This window comes from Arthrobacter sp. UYCu512 (assembly GCF_040547075.1).
In the GTDB taxonomy this organism is placed as follows: Bacteria; Actinomycetota; Actinomycetes; order Actinomycetales; family Micrococcaceae; genus Arthrobacter.
Genome location: NZ_JBEPPA010000001.1, coordinates 384274 through 404954, shown reverse-complemented (window position 1 = coordinate 404954; position 20681 = coordinate 384274). Strand labels below are relative to the sequence as shown.

The 20681-nt window shown below is 66.2% G+C and carries 17 protein-coding genes; 11 read left to right on the top strand and 6 right to left on the bottom strand.

Annotated elements, in window-relative coordinates:
* Positions 1-78: 78 nt before the first annotated feature.
* The 6 genes from ABIB49_RS01950 (at position 79) to ABIB49_RS01925 (ending at position 5739) form a co-directional block, all read left to right on the top strand.
* A complete protein-coding gene (locus tag ABIB49_RS01950) occupies positions 79-840 on the top strand; it encodes a VOC family protein (protein WP_283480382.1) in 762 nt (253 codons plus the stop codon).
* Positions 841-883: 43 nt separating this feature from the next.
* Positions 884-1423, top strand: coding sequence for an NUDIX hydrolase family protein (locus ABIB49_RS01945; RefSeq protein ID WP_226773202.1), 540 nt, complete (start codon positions 884-886; stop codon positions 1421-1423).
* Between the two features lie 76 nt (positions 1424-1499).
* Entirely contained in the window at positions 1500-2537 is a 1038-nt protein-coding gene (locus tag ABIB49_RS01940; protein ID WP_283480380.1) for a DUF6707 family protein, read from the top strand.
* A gap of 49 nt (positions 2538-2586) precedes the next feature.
* Complete coding sequence (locus ABIB49_RS01935) at positions 2587-3312, top strand: SRPBCC family protein (RefSeq protein ID WP_282360504.1); 726 nt, start codon at positions 2587-2589, stop codon at positions 3310-3312.
* A gap of 33 nt (positions 3313-3345) precedes the next feature.
* Positions 3346-4644: a tRNA guanosine(34) transglycosylase Tgt gene (gene tgt / locus ABIB49_RS01930; protein WP_226773199.1), complete on the top strand. Its 1299-nt coding sequence runs from the start codon at positions 3346-3348 to the stop codon at positions 4642-4644.
* A 150-nt stretch (positions 4645-4794) separates the two neighbouring features.
* The gene (locus ABIB49_RS01925) at positions 4795-5739 is read left to right on the top strand and encodes a type IV toxin-antitoxin system AbiEi family antitoxin domain-containing protein (RefSeq protein WP_226773198.1); all 945 of its coding nucleotides are present in this window, start codon (positions 4795-4797) and stop codon (positions 5737-5739) included.
* Positions 5740-5844: 105 nt separating this feature from the next.
* Here ABIB49_RS01925 and ABIB49_RS01920 read toward each other — a convergent pair whose 3' ends face one another.
* Entirely contained in the window at positions 5845-6540 is a 696-nt protein-coding gene (locus ABIB49_RS01920) for a queuosine precursor transporter (RefSeq protein WP_282360502.1), read from the bottom strand.
* 254 nt (positions 6541-6794) lie between these two features.
* Between ABIB49_RS01920 and ABIB49_RS01915 the strand changes: the two genes are divergently transcribed.
* Positions 6795-7451: a TetR/AcrR family transcriptional regulator gene (locus tag ABIB49_RS01915; RefSeq protein WP_226773196.1), complete on the top strand. Its 657-nt coding sequence runs from the start codon at positions 6795-6797 to the stop codon at positions 7449-7451.
* A 33-nt stretch (positions 7452-7484) separates the two neighbouring features.
* Positions 7485-8405, top strand: a complete 921-nt coding sequence (locus ABIB49_RS01910) for a TIGR01777 family oxidoreductase (protein ID WP_226773195.1) — start codon at positions 7485-7487, stop codon at positions 8403-8405.
* A gap of 168 nt (positions 8406-8573) precedes the next feature.
* Here the strand turns inward: ABIB49_RS01910 and ABIB49_RS01905 are convergent, their stop codons facing one another.
* Positions 8574-9965, bottom strand: a complete 1392-nt coding sequence (locus ABIB49_RS01905; RefSeq protein ID WP_226773194.1) for an MFS transporter — start codon at positions 9963-9965, stop codon at positions 8574-8576.
* A gap of 142 nt (positions 9966-10107) precedes the next feature.
* Here ABIB49_RS01905 and ABIB49_RS01900 point away from each other — a divergent pair, with 142 nt between their 5' ends.
* Entirely contained in the window at positions 10108-10971 is an 864-nt protein-coding gene (locus tag ABIB49_RS01900; RefSeq protein ID WP_226773193.1) for a hydroxymethylpyrimidine/phosphomethylpyrimidine kinase, read from the top strand.
* 130 nt (positions 10972-11101) lie between these two features.
* Here the strand turns inward: ABIB49_RS01900 and ABIB49_RS01895 are convergent, their stop codons facing one another.
* Both ABIB49_RS01895 and ABIB49_RS01890 read right to left on the bottom strand, forming a co-directional pair.
* Positions 11102-12850, bottom strand: coding sequence for a pyruvate dehydrogenase (locus ABIB49_RS01895; protein WP_282359586.1), 1749 nt, complete (start codon positions 12848-12850; stop codon positions 11102-11104).
* Positions 12851-12956: 106 nt separating this feature from the next.
* A complete protein-coding gene (locus ABIB49_RS01890) occupies positions 12957-14441 on the bottom strand; it encodes a helix-turn-helix domain-containing protein (RefSeq protein ID WP_354156608.1) in 1485 nt (494 codons plus the stop codon).
* A 168-nt stretch (positions 14442-14609) separates the two neighbouring features.
* Between ABIB49_RS01890 and aceA the strand changes: the two genes are divergently transcribed.
* Together aceA and aceB are read left to right on the top strand one after the other, a co-directional pair.
* Positions 14610-15926, top strand: a complete 1317-nt coding sequence (gene aceA / locus ABIB49_RS01885; RefSeq protein WP_226775028.1) for an isocitrate lyase — start codon at positions 14610-14612, stop codon at positions 15924-15926.
* A 205-nt stretch (positions 15927-16131) separates the two neighbouring features.
* Positions 16132-17793 (top strand): malate synthase A, encoded by a 1662-nt coding sequence (aceB, locus tag ABIB49_RS01880; RefSeq protein ID WP_283480373.1) that lies wholly within the window; start codon positions 16132-16134, stop codon positions 17791-17793.
* A 211-nt stretch (positions 17794-18004) separates the two neighbouring features.
* On the opposite strand, the gene ABIB49_RS01875 is transcribed toward aceB, so the two are convergent.
* Entirely contained in the window at positions 18005-19198 is a 1194-nt protein-coding gene (locus tag ABIB49_RS01875; RefSeq protein ID WP_354156607.1) for an MFS transporter, read from the bottom strand.
* A 106-nt stretch (positions 19199-19304) separates the two neighbouring features.
* Complete coding sequence (locus tag ABIB49_RS01870) at positions 19305-20516, bottom strand: ROK family transcriptional regulator (protein ID WP_226775025.1); 1212 nt, start codon at positions 20514-20516, stop codon at positions 19305-19307.
* Between the last annotated feature and the right edge of the window lie 165 nt (positions 20517-20681).

Below are 20681 nucleotides of genomic sequence, written 5' to 3'. Positions count from 1 at the left end.
GCGACTCTGACAACAGGGGTTGCTTTGGTGGGACGATATCCCTGTCAGCTGGAATCCATCACACCCCGAGGAGCAACGATGCTGCGCGTCCGCCCGATCCATTTCACCTCCCGTCTTGATGAATGGGAGCGGTTGCTCACCGCCCTGGGCATGGTCAAGACCGTCGACGAGCCCACCTGGCGGGAGTTCGACGCCGGCTCCGGCCGCCTCGCCCTACACTTCGTCGAGCCGGGCGCGGCTGAGGACGGCACTACATCCTTCGGCGTCGAAGTAGGCGATCTGAAGGAATTCGCCCGGCGGACCAAGGAGGCCGGCACCACCGCGGAACTCATCGACGCGGACCACGGCCCTTCCTGCCGCGTCACCGCCGCGGACGGATTCACTTTCCTCGCCGACCCGGCCACGCGCGCCGCCGACGGCAGCTGGGTGGAACCAGCGGACGCGGACCCGGGGATCGCCGTCGTCGAAGTCTGGTTCTCCGAAGACGCCGTCACGGCGGCTCAAACGCTGCGTGACATCGGCGCCCGGCCCCGCCCGGCCCCGGGCGACCCGGACGCCGTGGAATCCGAAGCATTCACGGCAAAGAACGGCGGGGTCCTTATGGTCGGTGCAGGCACCGGCGCCGGGCGTGCCGGCCTGGGCTTCGAATACGACGGTGACTTTGACGGCCTCCGCCAGCGCCTCATCGCGGCGGGACACGAGGCCGCGGTCATCGAGGAAGCCGCCGTCCCCACCCTGCATGCAGCCAACCCCGATGCGGACGGTGGGGCCGCCCACCCGCCGCTTTGGATTTCAGCGGCACCGGCCGGCGAACCACCGGAATCGGTGCCCGCCAGCTGAGCTGCGTCACGGTGTTCGGGCGGGGATGGGGTAGAACTTAACCATGAACGTTCGCACTCCTGACCCGAACCCCGGCTGGCTCTCCGACGATGATTTGTTCGAGGCGCGCGGCCGGTTGCCCATGGTCTACGTCGAGGCCGTTCCGGTCCGGCTGGACCCGTTGGGGTTCGTCAACGAGGTCGGTACCCTCCTGCAGGCCGAGGAGGACGGCACGATGGTGCGCTCCCTGGTGTCGGGCCGGGTGCTCTACCGCGAGACCATCCGCGCGGCCCTGCTGCGCCACATGGAGAAGGACCTCGGCCCGCTGGCCTTCCCACAGCTACCCATTAGTCCGGTGCCGTTCACTGTGGCGGAGTACTTCCCGTCCCCGTCCCACACTGGATTCACCGACGACCGCCAGCATGCGGTGGCGCTGGCCTACATCATCCCCGTCACCGGTGAATGCTCCCCCCGGCAGGACGCGCTGGAACTGACCTGGATGACCCCGCAGGAAGTCATGAGCTCGGACGTCCAGCTGGAATTCAGCGGCGGCCGCGGGGCCCTGATCCGCCAGGCCCTGGCTTTCGCCGGCGTCGGGAACTGACCGGAGCCCGCGTCCCAGACTTCCCCGCGCCTTTGTAGACTGTTGGGCGGACCGCAAGAGAATTTAAGGACTCCAGATGACTTACCCACCGGCCGCCCCGAACTACATTGAACAGCAGGCTGGCTCGTTGCAGAGCGGCGATCATCTGCTGTTGCCCGACGGCACCCGCTCTGCCGAAATCCAGCGTGTGGACATCGAAAACGACGACTTCGGGACGCCTGCCATGGTCCTGGCGACCCTCACCGGAGGCGGCGGTCTCCGGATTGCGGCAGCCTCCACGGTCCTGATTCTGGAGTCCGCGTCCGAAGCGGAAGAATCTGCCTCCGAGGATTCCGGCTCGCTCCTGCAGCTCGTCGAACCGTCGCTGGCTGACGGCGGCGTGGAATCCGACGCCGGCGGCACAAGCGGTCCCGGGGAGGCAGCCAGCGGAGCCGTCCCCGGCGTCGTGGTCCCTCCGCTGCCGCCCGTTCCACCGCTGGTGAGTGGCCCCAGCGACGAGGACCTCGCGCTGATCCCTGCCCCGCATGGAACGCCCGAGTCGGTCGTGGCAGCTGTGGCAGAGGCGCACCCAAGCTCGGTGAGCGTGCTGCTGCTGAGCGAACGGCTCGCCAAGGGCATCAACACGAAGTCGGGGAGTTGCCTCAAAGACCTCAGCGACCTGGCCCAGGAACTGTTCATTGTCCTCAAGGACGCCGACAACGCGCTCGCCGTTGCGGATCTGCTTAATGTGCTGCCGTTCGACGGAAACCGCGGCCGCTGGGCCTCGGTGGAGGCTTCCCTGGCCCTGTCCAGCTACATTTGCCGCCAGCTCGGCGAGACCGAACGCGCAGCCGTCTACGAGAAGTTCCTCCGCGCCCCCGATTCCATGGAGGCGGACCCGTTTAAGGCCCGGATCAACGCCAAGGTCCGCCAGCGCTCGCTGAATGAACCGAACCTTTACGACAAAGAGATCTTCCGCGCCATGGACAACTCGAATCCGGATGCGGAGCGCGAGTGGCGGCAACTGCGGCTCGAGGCGCTGCTGTTCCTGCGCGCGCACGGCGGCTCGGAAACCATTGGCGTCCCGGAGCTGGAACGCCGGATCGGCAACGAACTCGAATCCGTCCGTTCCTGAGGTGTTTTGCCCCCTACCCCCTGGTGGCCGGGCGTTGTAGATTCAGCCCATGACGAACAATCTGAGCGTTGTCATTAACTCCGACGCGCAGCAGGTTTGGACAATGCTGCGCGAACCCTCCCTGGTTGCCCAGTGGCACGGCTGGGAAGCCGATGACCAGGCGGCCGAGATCGATGAGATCTATTTCAGTCCCAAAGTCGTTGAAGGCGCCGACCACACCTCGCTCGTGGTCGACGGCGGGGATGTGTTCACCCTGAGACCGGTCCCGACCGGCACGGAGCTAAGTGTCACCCGGGCCGCAGTGGACCATCACTCCGAGTGGGCCGCCTGGGACGAGGACATCACCCAAGGCTGGCTGACCTTCATCCAACAGCTCCGGTTCGCCCTTGAACGGCACCCGCACGGCAGGCGACGGACCTTCTTCTTCTCGGTTCCCGGCACCGAGGGGTCCGCCATCGAAAGGCTCGGCCTGTCCGATGTTCCCCCGCCCGGCGAGCCGTATTCGCTCGCCCTTGCCACGGGTGAGAAGGTTGCCGGCAAGGTCTGGTTCCGGAGCAACCACCAGGTGGGACTCACAGTCCACCACTATGCAGAACACGGCGAGGGCCTGGTCATCGTGGCGGACCAGCCGGTCATCCCCGATGTCCGGCCCAACGGCGGGTCTTTGGTCATCGTCTCCACGTACGACCTCGGGGCGCACCAACTCGGATCCGTGCGCACGTACTGGGACACCTGGCGGGCTGAGAACTACCCCACATCCGATCCGCTGCACTAAGGGTTGGCGCCTGTTAGCTGGCACACTTGAACGGTGCCAGCCAATCCTGAATCACCAGTGTCATCGCCCCTGCCAGCGCGGCAGTCCGAGTTTTCCTTCCGGGTGGGAAAACGCCTTAGTGAAAGCTGTTCACCGTCGGCGTCCCAGATCGCTGCCAACGGCGGGGAGTTCCTCGGCCGGACCGGCACCATCAGCACACCGCATGGTGAGATCCAAACCCCGGCGTTTATCGCCGTCGGCACCAAGGCCACGGTCAAGGCGGTGCTGCCGGAATCCATCGCCGGGCTCGGAGCCCAGGCCGTCCTCGCCAATGCCTACCACCTGTACCTGCAGCCCGGGGCGGACATCCTGGACGAGGCCGGCGGGCTGGGCGCGTTTATGAACTGGCCCGGCCCCACCTTCACGGATTCCGGCGGGTTCCAGGTGATGAGCCTGGGCTCGGGCTTTAAAAAGGTCATCGATATGAAGTCAGTGGACCAGTCGGGGCCGGATGACGCTGTCGCCCCGGGCAAGGAGCGGCTGGCCCACGTGGACGAGGAAGGTGTGTGGTTCAAAAGCCACCTCAACGGCGACCGGCACCGCTTCAGCCCGGAAATTTCGATGAACGTCCAGCATCAGCTCGGCGCGGACATTATGTTCGCCTTCGATGAGCTGACCACCCTGCAGAATTCCCGCGGCTACCAGGAGGAATCCCTGGAGCGCACCCGCCGCTGGGCCGAGCGCTGCATCACCGAGCATTTTCGGCTGACATCGGAGCGGACCGGCAAGCCCTATCAGGCACTGTTCGGCGTCCTCCAGGGCGCCCAGTACGAGGACCTTCGACGCAAGGCCAGCCGCGACCTCGGCGCCATGAACTTCGACGGCTTCGGCATCGGCGGGGCGCTCGAGAAGGAAAACCTGGGCACGATCGTGCGCTGGTGCAACGAGGAACTGCCGGAGAACAAGCCGCGGCACCTACTGGGCATTTCCGAGCCCGACGACATCTTCACAGCGATCGAGAATGGCGCGGACACCTTCGACTGTGTCTCCCCCACCCGGGTGGCCCGGAACTCGGCTTTCTATCACCCCACCGGGCGCTACAACCTCTCCGGCGCCAAGTACAAGCGCGACTTCGGGCCGCTACAGGAAGGCTGCGACTGCTACGCCTGCCTGAACTATTCCCGCGCCTACATCCACCACCTGTTCAAGGCCAAGGAAATGGTTTCAGCCACCTTGATCTCAATCCACAACGAGCGCTTTGTGGTGAAGATGGTCGATGACGCCCGGCTTGCCATCGAGGCAGGCACCTTCTTCGACTTCAAGGCCGAGACCCTGGGCCGTTACTACTCCTAGCCGCTGGGCGGCCCTGTCGCCGAAGTCGCCGAAAGCGTGCCATGTCGCCGGAAGGCCGCGGCGAACTCGCAGGCTTCCGGCGACGTCGTGTTTCCACATAGCGACGGCGGGGCCTCCCGGGAACTCCCCGCGGCGCCCGAAACTGGCGTCATGCCTCAACAGAAGCCGCTCACGCTTCCGCCGCGTGGAAACCTTTGGCGCACTGACCAGCTAATCGACCTGGGCTACGGCTCCCGGTCCATCAAGTCGTTGCTGGACTCGGGTTCGCTCGTTCGCCTGCGGTACGGCTGCTATGCCCGTGGCAGCGTGTGGAACGCTCTGCCGGCACCGGTCCGCAGCCGGCAGTTGATCTATGCACATGCACACGGAACACTCACCACATCAACCGGAGCCTTCGCCTATAGCCACACTTCCGCAGCTCGTCTGCACCGCCTCTATCTCTGGAACGTGGACGAGCTAATCCATGTCCTGCAGCGGGTGCGCCCGTCGGCCGAGCGCCACGGCAAGGATGTTCGGTGCCACACACGACCCTTCTCCGACACTGAGCTGACACAAGTGGGCGGTCTGCGAACAACCTCGCTGGAGCGGACAGCCGCGGATTGCGCCATGCTGCTGAGCTATCGGCAGGCGCTCATCGTTATGGATCATGCGCTGCGTCTTGGTGCGGACAGGTCTCTGCTGCAGGAGATGGCTGATTCACTGGAGGGCCGCCGCGGCATCCGCACCTTCCGCCGAGTACTCGACACGGCGGACGTTCGCTCGGAATCCCCCGGCGAAACGCTGACCCGGGAGCTGTTCCTCCGGCTGGGCATCTCGATGCCCGAACCGCAGGTTGAAGTCACGAGCCGGATCGGACGGCATCGACTGGACTTCGCCTGGAAGAAGGAAAAGGTGGCCATGGAGTTCGACGGCAAGGTCAAATACTTTGACTTTCGGCCCACCGAGGAAGTGCTTTTCGAGGAACGGCGACGCGAGAAGGCCCTGACGGAGGAAGGATGGCTTTTTCTCCGTGTCGAGTGGAAAGACCTCTTCCGCGAACAGGAATTCAAGAACCGTGTGCTCCGGGCGTTGACGGGCCGGCACCACTCGTCCTGAGCCAAGAGCCCGCCGCCCCGAGTTCGCCGGATGCCCGCGAAATCGCCGGAACGTTGCGGCGACTTGGCACGTTTCCGGCGACTTCGGCGGAAGTGGAGTGAGCGCTTACGCCCCGTAGCTTGGCTCGCGCTTCTTCACCCAGCCGATGGCGAGTGAAGTCAGCGGCACAAACGCAAACTCCACGAGGGTCTTGTAGAGGAAACCCACCAGAACGTAGTTCACGAACATCGCGCCGTCGCTGATCCCGATCACGGAGGCTGCGATGCTGCAGAAGATCAGCGTGTCCACAAACTCGCCCACCCCGGAGGATCCCATCAGCCGAGCCCAGAGTGACTTTTCCCCGGTCCGGGCCTTCATCTTCACGAGGATCCAGGAGTTGATCGTTTGGCCCGCGAAGAAGGCCAGGAGCGAGGCGAATACGATCTGCGGGACCGGCCCCAGGGCGCTCTCCAGTGCGGACTGCTTGGCAAGGCCATACTCGTCCCCGAAGCCGGGGAGGGCGATGATGATCCAGTAGCACAGGGACGCGAACACCGATAGCGCGAAGCTGGTCACGATGGCCTTGCGTGCCACCTTGAAGCCGTAGACCTCGCTGATGACGTCGCCCAAAATGTACGCGAGCGGGAAGAGGAAGAACCCGCCGTCGGTGATGATGGGCCCGATCGCCACACCCTTGGATGCGCCGATGTTGGAAAGGATCAGCACCACTGCCATAACAGCCAGCATGATGCCGAAATACGGCGATCCAATGGTGGCAAACTTTGGCGGGGCGGCAGCAGGGAAGGTCTTGGCGGCAGTCATGGGTAATCCATTCGTAGTGGTTCGCTCGGCGGTCCGGAACGGTTCTGGGCCCGGGGTGGCCGGCTGTATTAGCACTGGAGGCTCCGGTGCAGCGCGCCGGGAACCGCTTCCATTCTCGCACCTTGGCCGGGCCGGCCGCCCGCCGCGGCCCAGCCCCGGCTATGGATACCTCCGCACAGCCACGCACTCACAAATTTGAACACGCTCAAAACCTGTGCCACACTTTTTGAACACGTTCAGAAATGAGGACGACCATGGCAGCCAAGAGCGATCAGACCCGGCAGCGGGTGGCGGACGTCGCATTGCGGATGTTTCGTGACATCGGCTTCGAAAAAGCCACCATGCGCGCCATTGCGGCCGAGGCCGGAGTGTCCGTCGGCAACGCCTATTACTACTTCGCGTCAAAGGATGACCTGGTCCACGAGCTCTATCTCCAGGTCCAAGGCCAGCACGCGGACAGGGCCGCGGAGGCCGTCGTCGGGTTTAACGACCTCAGCGCCAGGCTGAAGGCGACAATGCACGCGGGCCTGGACGTTATGGCGCCGTACCACCGCTTCGGCGCCGATTTCATCGCCACCGCCATCCGCCCGGCGTCGCCCGTCAACCCGTTCAACGCAGAATCCGGCAGCGCCCGGGAAGCGTCGCTGGCCATTTTCCGCGCCGCCGTAGACGGAGCACGCCCGGGGCCGCCCCGGAGGCTCCGGGCGGAACTGCCCGGGCTGCTCTGGCTGGGGTACATGGGGGTCACCCTCTTCTGGGTGTACGACACCTCGGAGGGGCAACGCCGGACCCGGAAACTTGTTGACGGCGCCGCCCCCCTGATCGCCCGCGGGCTCTCGCTCACGAGAATTCCAGGCGTCGGCAGGATCCTGGACGACGCCATGGACTTAGGCCGCACGGTCCGGGGCTAACACCGGGCATCAACTCACAATTATGGGGGAACTATGGGCAGAAGCATTGTGGTCGTGGCCGGCGCCTCTGGATTCATCGGGCGCTATTTCCGCCGCCGGTTCGGGCAGGACGGCTGGGACGTCCGGACCATCGGCCGGTCCCCCGCTGATACGGCTCGCTGGGGTGACGACAGCGCTATCACCGCCGCACTCGACGGCGCCGAACTCCTCGTGAACCTCGCGGGCCGTTCGGTGAGCTGCCGCTACACCGGGCGGAACAGGGCCCAAATCCTGAACTCCCGGGTGTCTACCACCGCGGCATTGGGCCGCGCCCTTGCACGTTGCAGCACTCCCCCCGTCGCCTGGCTGAACGCCAGCACGGCAACAATCTACCGGCACGCGGAGGACCGGCCCCAAACTGAGGACGACGGCGAGCTCGGCACCGGGTTCTCCGTCGACGTCGCCCGCGCCTGGGAAGCGGCCCTCAACCAGGCGCCGACGCCGCAGACCCGGAAGGTGGCGCTGCGGATTGCCATCGTGCTGGGGCCCGGCGGCGGGGTGATGCGGCCCTTTGCGACCCTCGCGCGGCTGGGCCTGGGCGGAGCCATGGGCCCAGGGACGCAGAAATTCAGCTGGATCCAGGTGGAGGACCTCTACCGTGCAGTGCGCTTCCTGAGCCGGCGCACCGACCTTGCCGGCCCGGTTAACATCGCGGCGCCGGACGTGGTGACCAACCGCGACCTGATGCGGGCGGTCCGCCGCACCCTCGGAGCGCCGTGGGGCATGCCCACTCCAGCATGGCTCCTCAAGCTCGGAGCCGTGCTGATCAGAACGGAGGCCGAACTGGTGCTCAAGAGCCGTTGGGTGGCACCCCGGAAACTGCTCGACGCCGGGTTCGTCTTCCTGGAGCCTGCGCTGGAACCGGCGCTGGAGCGGATCTGCGGACCCCGTCGGCCCTCTGGCGCCGCGGATTGAGTTAACGGCGACGGCGGGCCGCCGGCTTCCGGAACCGAAATCCCGCAGCCGGCAACCCGCCGTCGTCCGCGCCGAGTCCGCGCCGAGTCCGCGCGGCGTCCGGCGGCGTCCGCCGTCGTCCGCCGTCGTCCGCGCCGAGTCCGCGCGGCGTCCGCCGTCGTCCACACCCTACCGGCGCGTGGCGTCGATGAGGTCCTTGCCTTCGCCGTCGCGGTCCGCTGCGGACTCCCAGGCGTGGCCCTGCTCGTGATCCAGGTGCGTGGACTTCTTATTCTTGAGCGCGAAGATGTAGACCAGCAGCGAGATGGCGATGGCCACTGTGACGTAGGTGAAGAACAGGTCCACCTGGCCGACCTTCTGCAGGGCGGCCCCGATCAGCGGGACCGTGCCGCCGAAGAGCGAGTTCGCGATCGCGTAGCCCAGTCCGACGCCGAGGGCGCGGATGGACGCGGGGAACAGCTCGGCCTTGACCAGGGCGTTGATCGAGGTGTAGCCGCCGACAATAAGCAGGCCGCCCATCATCAGCAGGAACGCGGTGAACGGATCCTTGGTGCCGGCCAGGGTGGAAAGCAGCGGCCAGGTGAACACCACACCGGTGATGCCGAACCAGAGCAGCAGCGGCTTACGCCCGACCTTGTCCGAGATGATGCCGTAGACGGGCTGGAGCAGCATAAAGATGAACAGCGCCCAGAAGTTGATCACCGAGGTCTCGGTCTTGGCGATGCCGGAGGTGTCATTCATGAACTTCAGGATGAAGTTGGTGTACGTGTAGAACGCCACCGTGCCGCCGAGGGTAATGCCGATGCAGATCAGCAGCGGCTTCCAGTAGCTGGTGAACAACAGTCTCATGGTGCCCGGCTGCGCCTGCCCGGCGACGGCGGGGGCCTTGGCGGCCTCGAGCTGTTCGGCCGAGACGGTTTCCTCCATCGAACGGCGCAGCCACAGGACTACAAGCGCGGCGACGCCGCCAATCGCGAAGGGGATCCGCCAGCCCCACTCGCCTAGATCGGCCTTGGGGATAGAGTTCTGCAGGATGACCAGAACCAGCAGGGCCAGCATCTGGCCGCCGATCAGGGTGACGTACTGGAAGCTGGAGAAGAATCCGCGGCGCTTGGTGGTGGCAGCCTCGGACATGTAGGTGGCGCTGGTGCCGTACTCGCCGCCCACCGAGAAGCCTTGGATCACGCGGATGAGGACCAGCAGGATCAAGGCCCACAGGCCGATCTGCTGCTGCGTGGGCAGGATGGCGATGGCAAAGGACCCCGCGGACATCATGGTCACACTCAGAGTCAGCGCGGCCTTGCGTCCCTTGCGGTCCGCGTAGCGGCCGAAGAACCAGGCGCCGACCGGCCGCATCAGGAACGACGTCGAGAAGACGGCCATCGCTTCGAGGCCGGCCTGGAGGTCGTCGGTGGGATTGAAGAAGTGCGACTGGAAATATGCCGCGAACACTGTATAGACGTAGAGGTCGTACCACTCCACGAGGTTGCCGGCAGATCCTTTGAGAATATTGCTGACGGCTTTTCTGGTCTGCGCCGCTTCGGACAGCTGGGTGCTCATCGATGAACCTTCCTGGATCCGGCGCCGCAAGAAAGCAACACCGTCCGCCACCCTAGTCCCGGTGATCCGGGCCACTCGGGTTGTGTTCATATTGGTCATACGCACAATGCGTCCGGATTTCCCGGGGTGGCAGGATAGATCCATGACTCCTTACGCCGTGGACAAGCTGACCTCCGACGCGGGCCCCTACCCCGCCGTCGCCCTGACCATCGCCGGCTCCGAGGCGACCGGCGGCGCCGGCGCACAGGCGGACCTGAAGACCTTCCAAGAACTCGGCGTCTTTGGTATCGCCAACCTGACCTGCATCGTGTCCTTTGATCCGAAGGACAACTGGAACCACCGCTTTGTCGCTATCGACCAGCAGGTCATCGCCGACCAGCTGGAGGCAACGACGGCGGCGTACGGCGCCGCGTCCGGTGCGCCGTCCGCGCTGGATACGGTGAAGATCGGCATGCTTGGCAGCCCGGCGACGATTTCCACGGTGGCCTCGGCGCTGGCCGCGGGACAGTTCCGCCACGTGGTGCTGGACCCGGTGCTGATCTGCAAGGGCCAGGAGCCGGGCCATGCACTGGACACCGACCAGGCGCTCAAGGCGCAGATCCTGCCGCTGGCCACCTTCGTTACGCCGAACCACTTCGAGGCCGAGTCACTCTCCGGGCTGGAGATCACCGACGTCGAATCCCTCAAGGCCGCGGCTGTGCGCATCCATGAACTCAGCGGTGCGGCGGTGCTGGCGAAAGGCGGTGTGCGCCTGGCCGGCCCGGACGCCGTCGACGTCTACTACGACGGCGAAACGCTCGAGGTCCTCTCCGCCCCGAAGGTCGGCGAGGTGGCCGTCTCCGGCGCCGGCTGCTCGCTGGCTGCCGCGGTGACGGCCGAGCTGGCCAAGGGCGCGGCGCCGCTGGAGGCAGCCCGGACCGCGAAGGAATTTGTCACGGCGGGGATCCGGAACCGCGTTCCCTCCGGTGCACCGTTCGACGCCGTGTGGCAGGGCGGCCCGCGCTAGCCCCTCCCGCGCCCGCGCTAGCCCCTCCCGCGCCCGCGCTAGCCCCTCCCGCGCCCGAGTTCGCCGGAATCGCCCCGGTTCGCCGGAAGCTTCCGGCGAACCGGGGCGATTCCGGCGAACTCGAGAAGGGCTAGCGGCGCGGGATGTTGCGCAGGTTGCTCCGGGCCATGCTGACGGCCTCACCGGCGCCCCGGTTGAGCACCACTTTGGACATCGCCGTCGCGAACCCGAGGATCTGGGCACCTTTGATCTTCGGCGGCAGCGAGAGCGCTTTGGGGTCGGTGATGAGTTCCACCAGGGAGGGTCCCGGATGGGCAAAGGCTTCCCGGTAGGCGGCCTCAATCCGGGACGGATCCGTGACGCGGACGGCATGGAAGCCCAGGGCCCGGGCCACGGCCGCATAGTTGGCATCGGGCACATCGACGCCAAAGTCCGGCAGCCCGTCCACCAGCATCTCCAGCTTGACCATGCCCAGGGTGGAATTATTGAACACCACCACATTGACCGGGAGCCGGTGCGCGGCCACTGTGATCAGCTCCCCCAACAGCATCGACAGGCCGCCGTCGCCCGAGACCGAGACCACTTGGCGCCCGGGGTAGGCCAGTTGGGCGCCGATCGCCTGCGGCAGCGCGTTCGCCATGGAGCCGTGCAAATACGAGCCGATCAGCCGCCGGGTACCCAATGGGTTGATGTAGCGGGCGGTCCAGACGTTGCACATACCCGTGTCCGCGGTGAAAATCGCGTCCTTGGCGGCGAGCTGGTCCAGCAGCGACGCGGCATACTCGGGATGGATCGGCTCGGTTTTCTCCACTTTCCGGGTGTAGGCGCCGACGGCTTTGTTCATCAGCCGGTCGTGCTTCTTCAGCATCGCGTCGAGGAACCGGCGGCTCTTCTTTGCTGCCAGCAACGGCATCAGCGCGGTCAACGTGGGCAACACGTCGCCATGGACCGCGACGTCGACGTCGGTGCGCCGGCCCAGGTTTTGCCCGGCCCGGTCCACCTGGGCCGTCCGGGTCGCGGGCAGGAACTGGTCGTACGGGAAATCGGTCCCCAGCAGGATCAGCAGGTCCGCGTCCTCAATCCCCTCGGCCGCCGCGCCATAGCCCAACAGCCCCGTCATACCGATGTCGTAGGGATTGTCGTACTGCATAAAATCTTTGCCGCGCAGCGAATGGCCGATCGGCGCCTTGAGGAGTTCGGCGAGTCCAATGACCTGATCATGGGCGCCCTGGACGCCTGCACCGGCAAAGATGGCGACCTTGTCCGCGGCGTTGATGGCGTCGGCAAGTTCCTGCACGCTGGCGGGGTCCGGGACCAGCGTGGCCGGCAGGAAAGCTGCCGGCGCCGGGGTTTCTGCGGTCGCGTCCAGTCCCGCGATGTCGCCGGGCAGGGTCACGACGGCGACGCCCCGAAGCGCGACGGCATGCTGGATGGCGCTGTGCATCACCCTCGGGGCCTGGCCGGCGGTGCTGATCAGCTCGGAGTACACCGAGCACTCGTTAAAGAGCCGGTCCGGGTGCGTTTCCTGGAAGAAGCTGCTGCCGATTTGTTTGCTGGGAATGTGCGAGGCGATCGCCAGCACCGGCGCGCCGGAACGGTTGGCGTCATAGAGGCCGTTGATCAGGTGCAGGTTTCCCGGCCCGCAGGAGCCGGCGCAGACCGCCAGACGGCCGGTCAGCTGGGCTTCGGCCGAGGCCGCGAACGCGGCTGCTTCTTCGTGCCGGACATGGATCCAGTCGATCCCGCCCTTCGCGGCACCGCCGGTTTTGCGGACGGCGTCGACAATCGGATTGAGGCTGTCGCCGACAATTCCGTAGATACGCTGCACGCCGGCGGCTTGCAGTTGTTCGATGAGCTGGCTGGCAAGTTCCTTGGCCATGGCTGGGCACTCCCGCGGTCGGATCCGTTAGCTGACACGGCCAATATAGTCGCCCCGGCCGCGTGCCGCGCCAGGCGGGCCCCGGCCGGTCCTGGCAGTGCCCCAGCTAGTTCCCCGCGTGCGCCTGCAGGAATGAGTAGACCTCGGTCTCGTCCACGCCGGGGAAGGCGCCCGGCGGCATCGCCGCAAGCAGGTGCGAGTGGGCCCGTGCGGAGGGCCAGGCATTGCCGGCCCACTCCGAGGTCAGCGCGGCCGGCGGACGCTTGCAGCAACTCTCATCCGGGCAGGTCGACGTGGACCGCTCGGTGGTTTCCCGGCCGCGGAACCACTTCACCTGCGCATACGGGACACCCACGGAGAGTGAGAACTCCCCGTTCGCGGAGCGCTCCGTGCGCGCCGTGCACCAGTAGGTCCCGGCCGGGGTGTCGGTGTACTGGTTGTAGGCACTGAACTTGTCCGGCACATCGAAAACCACCCGGGAGGTCCAGTTCTTGCAGGACGGCTGGCCCTCGATGGCGCCGGTGTGGTCCTGCGGGAACGTCACTCCGTCGTTCTCGTAAGCCTTGTAGATAATGCCGCTTTTGTGCGTCTTCTGGAAGTGCGTCCGCAGGTCCAGGTGCTCGGTGGCGAGGTTGGTAAAGCGGTGCGCCGCGGTCTCATACGACACGGCGAAGGCGTCCCGAATGTCCTCCACCGAGATCTCCTTGGCCTGCTTGGCCTTTTGCAGGAACTCCACGGTGGCCTGCTCCGGCAGCAGCAGCGCAGCAGCAAAGTAGTTGGTGGCCACCCGCTGCATCAGGAAGTCGCCGTAGTTCGTGGGGGTCTGGTGCCCCAGGACATAGTGGCCCAGTGCCTGCAGCAGCACCGAGCGCGGATCATGGTCGCTGCGCGCGTTCTGGGTGAGGTAGATCCGGCGGTTCTTGAGGTCGGTCACCGAACGAGTGGAGTGCGGGAGGTCGCCCACGTGGTGCAGGCTGAACCCGAGGTGCCCGGCAATGTCTGCGATGACGTGGTGGGAGAGCGGGCCGCTGGTGTGGCCGACGGAGGCGAGGACCTTTTGCGCTTCCGCCTCGTACTCCGGGAAATAGTTGTTCCGCTCGCGCATCATGGCGCGCAGCTTCCCGTTCGCGCGGCGGGCCTCCTCCGGCGTCGCCACCTGCTCGTTGAGCCGCCGTTCCAGCTCGTGTTGGAGCCCCACCATGGACTCCAGCACATCCATGGGCAGCCGGGAGCTGATCCGGATCGTCGGCAGCTTCAGCGACTCATAGATGGGGCTGCGCTGGTAGCGCTCCAGCTCAATCTCCAGGGCCGCGCGACGGTTGGGCGGTTCCGCACCGAGCAACTCGTCGATGCTGACACCAAGGGCCCCCGCCAGCTGCTGGAGCAGACCGAGCTTGGGTTCGCGCTTTCCGTTCTCGATCAGGCTCAGCTGGCTGGGGGCCGTTCCCACCGTGGCGCTCAGGTCATCAAGAGTGAGTCTGGCGGCCTTGCGGAGGTGCCGGACCCGGCGGCCCATGCTGATGACGTCGACTTCAGGGACGGCGGGGGCGGTCGCTGCGGATGCGGGACGGTTCCAACTGGCGGGGTGCATTTCTTAAGAATACGCGAAGAAGTTCATTTCTTTCCATGGTTTTGGTCTAGAAAGATGCGTGGAAGTGCAGAAAAGTGGATCTTACGGAAAAGTTACACCGCTCCGGATCAGCCAGGGGCTCTGCGAAGAAGCAGCGCACCCGGTCCCGGACCCACCAAGGAGACAAAGATGACTGCAGCATTTGAGCCCACCCAGCAGACGCCCGCTGAGCAAGCCGCGGCCCTGGAGCTCGAGTGGGCCGCCAACCCGCGCTGGGAAGGTGTCACCCGGGACTACAAGGCCTCCGACGTCGTCCGGCTGCGCGGCCGTGTCTCCGAGGAACACACACTGGCACGCCGCGGCTCGGAGAAGCTGTGGAAGCAGCTCACCGCCGAGCACAAGGAAGGCAAGTACACCAACGCCTTGGGTGCACTGACCGGCAACCAGGCAGTGCAGCAAGTCAAGGCCGGCCTGCGTGCCATCTACCTTTCCGGCTGGCAGGTTGCGGCCGACGCCAACAACTCCGGCCACACCTACCCGGACCAGTCCCTCTACCCGGCCAACTCGGTGCCCACTGTGGTCCGGCGTATTAACAATGCCCTGCTCCGCGCCGACCAGATCGAGTTCTCCGAAGGCATCCAGACCGTTGAGGACTGGATGGTCCCGATCATCGCCGACGCCGAGGCAGGCTTCGGCGGGCCGCTGAACGCCTACGAACTGATGAAGTCCATGATCCAGGCCGGCGCCTCGGGAGTGCACTGGGAAGACCAGCTCGCTTCGGAGAAGAAATGCGGCCACCTCGGCGGCAAGGTCCTGATCCCCAGCCAGCAGCACGTCCGCACACTGAACGCCGCCCGCCTGGCAGCCGACGTCGCGGGCACCCCTTCCGTCATCATCGCCCGCACCGACGCCGAGGCAGCCACCCTGATCACTTCCGACGTCGACGACCGGGACAAGGAATTTGTCACCGGCGAGCGCACCGCGGAAGGCTTCTACAAGGTCCGCAACGGGATCGAACCCTGCATCGCCCGCGCCAAGGCCTACGCCCCGTATTCCGACCTCATCTGGATGGAAACGGGCACCCCGGACCTGGAGCTGGCACGTAAGTTCGCCGAATCCGTCAAGGCAGACTTCCCGGACCAGATGCTCTCCTACAACTGCTCGCCGTCGTTCAACTGGAAGAAGCACCTCGACGACGCCACGATCGCCAAGTTCCAGCGCGAACTCGGCGCCATGGGCTTCACCTTCCAGTTCATCACCCTGGCCGGCTTCCACGCCCTGAACTACTCGATGTTTGATCTCGCCCACGGCTACGCCCGGGAAGGCATGAGCGCCTACGTCGAGCTGCAGGAGAAGGAATTCGCCTCCGAATCCCGCGGCTACACCGCGACCAAGCACCAGCGCGAAGTTGGCACCGGCTACTTCGACGACATCGCAACCGCGCTCAACCCGAACGCATCCACCTTGGCCCTGGTGGGATCCACCGAAGAAGGCCAGTTCCACTAGACACCCGACGGCGGTGCCTCCGTCCGGCCTTCGGTCCGGCATTGCTCTGCCTGCTATTCCCCATTGCCGCCGCTGCTTCGTTTCCACATCGCGGGGCGGCAATGGGGCCCCTTTTACGCAGGCTGCCGCAACACCGGCACCTTCGGCCTGGTACGCACGTCGCCAGCCGCCCTCGAACTTGCTTCTTCTCTAGGGAGAGATTGAAATGAACAGTTTCACTGACAACTTCACCATCAACGGAATCACGTTGACGGCCCAGCCCATCTGCCGGCAGAGCGAGGTCCTGACGCCGGACGCGCTGGCCTTTGTTGGCAAGCTGCACAAGGCCACTGCGGAACGTCGGCTGGAGCTGCTGCAGGCCCGCCGTGACCGCCGCCAGCAGATCGGCAAGGGCCAGGACCCGCGGTTCCTGAGCGAGACCGAGTCCGTGCGCAACGATCCGACCTGGCGCGTCGCCCCGCCCGCCCCCGGCCTGACGGACCGTCGAGTCGAGATCACCGGCCCGGTGGACAAAAAGATGACCATCAACGCGCTGAACTCCGGTGCGAAGGTGTGGCTCGCGGACATGGAGGACTCCTCCACCCCGTCGTGGCGCAACGTCATCCAGGGCCAGCTCAACCTCATCGACGCCTTGGAGCGCCGGATCGACTTCACCTCAACCGAGGGCAAGGAATACAAACTCCACCCCGCCGCGGACCTGCCGACGATCGTGGTCCGTCCCCGCGGCTGGCACCTGCCGGAAAAGCACATGCTCATTGACGGCACCCCGATCGCCGGCGGCATCGTGGACTTCGGCCTGTACTTTTACCACAACGCCCGCCGCCTGATCTCCCAGGGCAAGGGTCCGTACTTCTACCTGCCGAAGATCGAGAACCACCTCGAAGCCCGCCTGTGGAACGACATCTTTATCCTCGCCCAGGACCTGCTCGGCATCCCGCAGGGCACCATCCGCGCCACCGTGCTGATCGAAACCATCACCGCCGCGTTCGAAATGGAGGAAATCCTCTACGAGCTCAAGGACCACGCCGCGGGTCTGAACGCCGGCCGCTGGGACTACATCTTCTCCCTGATCAAGAACTTCCGCACCCGCGGCCCGCGTTTTGTCCTGCCGGACCGCAGCCAGGTGACCATGACGCAGCCGTTTATGCGTGCCTATACCGAACAGCTGGTCCGGGCCTGCCACAAACGCGGTGCCATGGCGATCGGCGGCATGGCGGCGGCTGTCCCCAACCGCAAGGACGCCGAGGCCAACGCGATCGCCATCGAGAAGGTCCGTGCCGACAAGACCCGCGAGGCCGGCGACGGCTTCGACGGCTCCTGGGTGGCGCACCCGGACCTGGTTCCGGTCTGCCGTGAAGTGTTCGACGGCGTCCTGGGCGAACGCCCGAACCAGCTGGACCGGCTCCGCGAGGACGTCACCCCGGACGACCGCGCACTGCTCGACATCGCCGCCACCACCGGCACCATCACCGAGCAGGGCATCCGGAACAACATCGAAGTTGGCATCCGCTACATCGAGTCCTGGCTTCGCGGCAACGGCGCCGTCGCCATCCACAACCTGATGGAGGACGCCGCCACCGCGGAGATTTCCCGCTCGCAGCTGTGGCAGTGGATCTTCTCCCGTGCCATCACGGACCAGGGCGAGGTCATCTCCCGCGAATGGGTGGAGGACATGCTGGAGGAGGAGTTCACCAAGCTGGAACGCTTCGAGGGCGACCGCTTTGCCGACGCCCGGGACATCTTCGAGGAAGTCACGCTCACCCCGTCGTTCCCGGCATTCCTGACCCTGCCGGCCTACGACCGGTTCCTGCATGAAGCGCGCGACGGTGAGCTCCCGGTCGAGGACCCCGCACTCGCCCCCGCCTGAGGTCCGGACCGGACCCCCGGAAGGTAAAGATTTCCGTCTGCTGGGCTGCCACGCCCTTCGCAACAGGCACCCCCGAGATCCGGGGCGGCGGCCCAGCGACGGAAGACCCCCGCAGCAACTCGACGACGGCGTCGGGAAGTAACAGCCAGGGCCCATGTTCCCCAGGGAATATGGGCCCTGGCTGTCCCTCCGCGGAAGCGGTGCGCCCGGTTCAGTGTGCTTTCGGGACGTGACGGAGCGAAAAAGCGGTGCCCAGGATGAACATCGCCACGGAGCCGAGCACCATCAGCAGTGGCCCGGTCCAGGACCCCGAGACGCCGTTTACATAGCCCAGGAGGGTCGGCGCCAGCGCGCCAAAGGAATAGCCGACCCCCTGCACCACGGCGGACATCCGGCCGGCCGAGGCCTGATCCCGGGCCAGCCGGATGATGGCAATAAAAACCAGGGTGATGCCGCCGCCCTGGGCGATGCCCCCGAACGAGGACCACAGCCACCACAGCCCGGGCGAGAGCAGCAGGCCCGCCGGGACGGTCAGCCACAACAATCCCAAAGTGAGTCCGACCGCCGTCGTACTGGCGAAACGGGCCGCCAGCGGAACCCCCAGACCGCCGACGATGGCGAGAATCTGGAACAGTGAGGACCCGGCGCCGGCCCCATCGGCCGTCATGCCCAGCTCGTCGGCGAGGATACTGGGCAGCCACGCGGTCACACCATAGTAAGAGAACGCCTGCCCGGCGAATCCCACGGTCAGTCCGACCGTAATCCAGCGCGACGCGCGCTTGATCCCGGCGCGTCCCGTGTCCGGCATTGGGACGGGTTCAGGGCGGAATGCCCGGTTGCCGAAAGCGAACAGCCAGGCCAGCACGGCCGCGACGGCGAAGAGCCCGCAGGCGCCAAGGGCCAGCCGCCACCCAAGCATCCCGGCCAGCGGCGCCATCACCATGGCGGTGACAAAGGAGCCAATGTTAAGGGCCGCGGTGTAGATGCCCATCGCGGTGGCCTGCCGGGCCGGTGCAAAGTCCCGCCGGATGATCAGCGGCACGGCGATGTTGCCGATCGTGATGGCGATCCCGAGGATCGCGGTGCCCAGCATAACCGTGGCGCCGCTGCCGGCGGAACGGACAATGATGCCCAGCAGCACCCCCAGGAGGGTGAGACTGATGGCGGCTTCGGCGCCGAGTTTGCGCCCGGTCAGCGAGGCGAGCGGGGAGGCGAGGGCGAAGCACAGCACCGGGATGCCCGTCAGGAGGCCCAGTTCCACCGGAGAGAAGCCGAGTTCCTGCTGCATCAGGCCGACCACCGGCGCCACGGCCACGAACGGGCCGCGCATGTTCAGGGCGATGAGCCCGATTGCGGCCAGCAGGATCCAGCTGCGCGGCACCTTGGCGAGGACGTTGGCGCTCATGGCTGCCGCAGCCCGGCCGGCGGGCGGAAATATGCTTTCATCAATCCCATTGCTATCACGGGCCACGGCCGGGCAGGCGTTTATGACAGGTCCCCGAACCCGAGTGTTAGCCTGCCGCCTGCAGGGTCGCCTCGATCGCTGCCGGCGAGAGGACGTACTGCGTGACCATCTGGCTGGCGCCCAGGATGGCGGCCTGGTCCCCGGCCATGGACAGGCCGATCCGCAGGTGGGTGGTGGCCAGCGGCAGCGAACGCCGGTAGACCACCTCCCGGACCCCCGCCATCAGGTGTTCGCCGGCCTGGCCCAGGCTTCCGCCGATCACGATGACCGAAGGATTAAGCAGGTTCACCACGGTGGCCAGGACGTCGCCGAGGTCCCGGCCGGCTTGGCGCAGCGCCTGGATCGCCTGCAGGTTTCCGCCGGCCACAAGCCGCAGCACGTCGCCGCCGTTTTCCGCCTGCAGGCCTTGGAGCGCCAGGCCGTGCGCGATGGCGGGGCCGGAGGCGAGCGCCTCAAGGCAACCGTAGTTGCCGCAGCGGCAGAGCACCTCGTCGCCGCGGGGCACCCGGACGTGGCCGAGGTCTCCGGCCGTGCCGTCGGCGCCGCGCTGGAGTTGGCCGCTGCTGATGATGCCGGCGCCAATGCCGGTGGCCACCTTGATAAAGAGGAAGTTCTCGTGTTCCGGCCAGTAGCCGGTCCGCTCCCCTAACGCCATGATGTTAACGTCGTTATCCACCAGCACGGGGACCGGCAGCGAGCGCCGGACGTGCCGGACGACGTCGAACCCGTCCCAGCCGGGCATAATGGGCGGCTTCACCGGCATTCCGGTGCCGTGCTCCACGGGGCCGGGCAGTCCGATGCCGACGCCTGCGAGGTCGTCCCTGCCGCGGCCGGCCTGGCCCAGCAGCTTGGTCCCTTCGGCGACGAGACGGTCCAGCACAACATCCGGGCCGTCGGCGACATCCTGGGTCAGCCGACGCTCCGCCAGTACGGTGCCACCCAGGTCCGTAACGGCGATGATCATATGCGTGGCTCCGACGTCGACCGCCAGCACAACGCGGGCGGCCGGGTTGAAGGCAAAGCGCGACGGCGGCCTGCCGCCACTGGAGCTGGCCTCGCCGGCGGGCCCCACCAGTCCGGAATGCATCAGCGCGTCGATGCGGGATGCGACAGTGGAGCGGGCCAAGCCGGTGGTGAGCGCCAGTTCGGCGCGGGTGCGGGCCTTGCCGTCGCGCAACAACTGAAACAGGTCACCGGCTCGGGAAAGGCTGCCGGCGGCCTCGGGCGCGGCGGGTTCGGCGCCGGTGGTCGTACTCATGAGTAAGTGATAGCACGAAGTTCTTATGCATGTCACCTTGAAGAAAGACTGGCACTAAGTTTGCAACTTTTGCTTGACGGTCAGCATAAGTCGTTCTAGCTTGGGGTGTGAGGCGGCTCACTTGCCTGACTGAACCGGACGCCCCACGAAGGTGCGTCGGGCGGT

Coding starts and splice junctions, on each gene's coding strand:
- ABIB49_RS01950 (WP_283480382.1), top strand. CDS start 79: ATGCTGCGCGTCCGCCCGATCCATTTCACCTCCCGTCTTGATGAATGG.
- ABIB49_RS01895 (WP_282359586.1), bottom strand. CDS start 12,850: ATGGCCAAGGAACTTGCCAGCCAGCTCATCGAACAACTGCAAGCCGCC.
- ABIB49_RS01925 (WP_226773198.1), top strand. CDS start 4,795: ATGCCTCAACAGAAGCCGCTCACGCTTCCGCCGCGTGGAAACCTTTGG.
- ABIB49_RS01905 (WP_226773194.1), bottom strand. CDS start 9,965: ATGAGCACCCAGCTGTCCGAAGCGGCGCAGACCAGAAAAGCCGTCAGC.
- ABIB49_RS01890 (WP_354156608.1), bottom strand. CDS start 14,441: ATGCACCCCGCCAGTTGGAACCGTCCCGCATCCGCAGCGACCGCCCCC.
- ABIB49_RS01915 (WP_226773196.1), top strand. CDS start 6,795: ATGGCAGCCAAGAGCGATCAGACCCGGCAGCGGGTGGCGGACGTCGCA.
- ABIB49_RS01945 (WP_226773202.1), top strand. CDS start 884: ATGAACGTTCGCACTCCTGACCCGAACCCCGGCTGGCTCTCCGACGAT.
- ABIB49_RS01935 (WP_282360504.1), top strand. CDS start 2,587: ATGACGAACAATCTGAGCGTTGTCATTAACTCCGACGCGCAGCAGGTT.
- ABIB49_RS01940 (WP_283480380.1), top strand. CDS start 1,500: ATGACTTACCCACCGGCCGCCCCGAACTACATTGAACAGCAGGCTGGC.
- ABIB49_RS01900 (WP_226773193.1), top strand. CDS start 10,108: ATGACTCCTTACGCCGTGGACAAGCTGACCTCCGACGCGGGCCCCTAC.
- aceB (WP_283480373.1), top strand. CDS start 16,132: ATGAACAGTTTCACTGACAACTTCACCATCAACGGAATCACGTTGACG.
- aceA (WP_226775028.1), top strand. CDS start 14,610: ATGACTGCAGCATTTGAGCCCACCCAGCAGACGCCCGCTGAGCAAGCC.
- ABIB49_RS01875 (WP_354156607.1), bottom strand. CDS start 19,198: ATGAGCGCCAACGTCCTCGCCAAGGTGCCGCGCAGCTGGATCCTGCTG.
- ABIB49_RS01870 (WP_226775025.1), bottom strand. CDS start 20,516: ATGAGTACGACCACCGGCGCCGAACCCGCCGCGCCCGAGGCCGCCGGC.
- ABIB49_RS01910 (WP_226773195.1), top strand. CDS start 7,485: ATGGGCAGAAGCATTGTGGTCGTGGCCGGCGCCTCTGGATTCATCGGG.
- ABIB49_RS01920 (WP_282360502.1), bottom strand. CDS start 6,540: ATGACTGCCGCCAAGACCTTCCCTGCTGCCGCCCCGCCAAAGTTTGCC.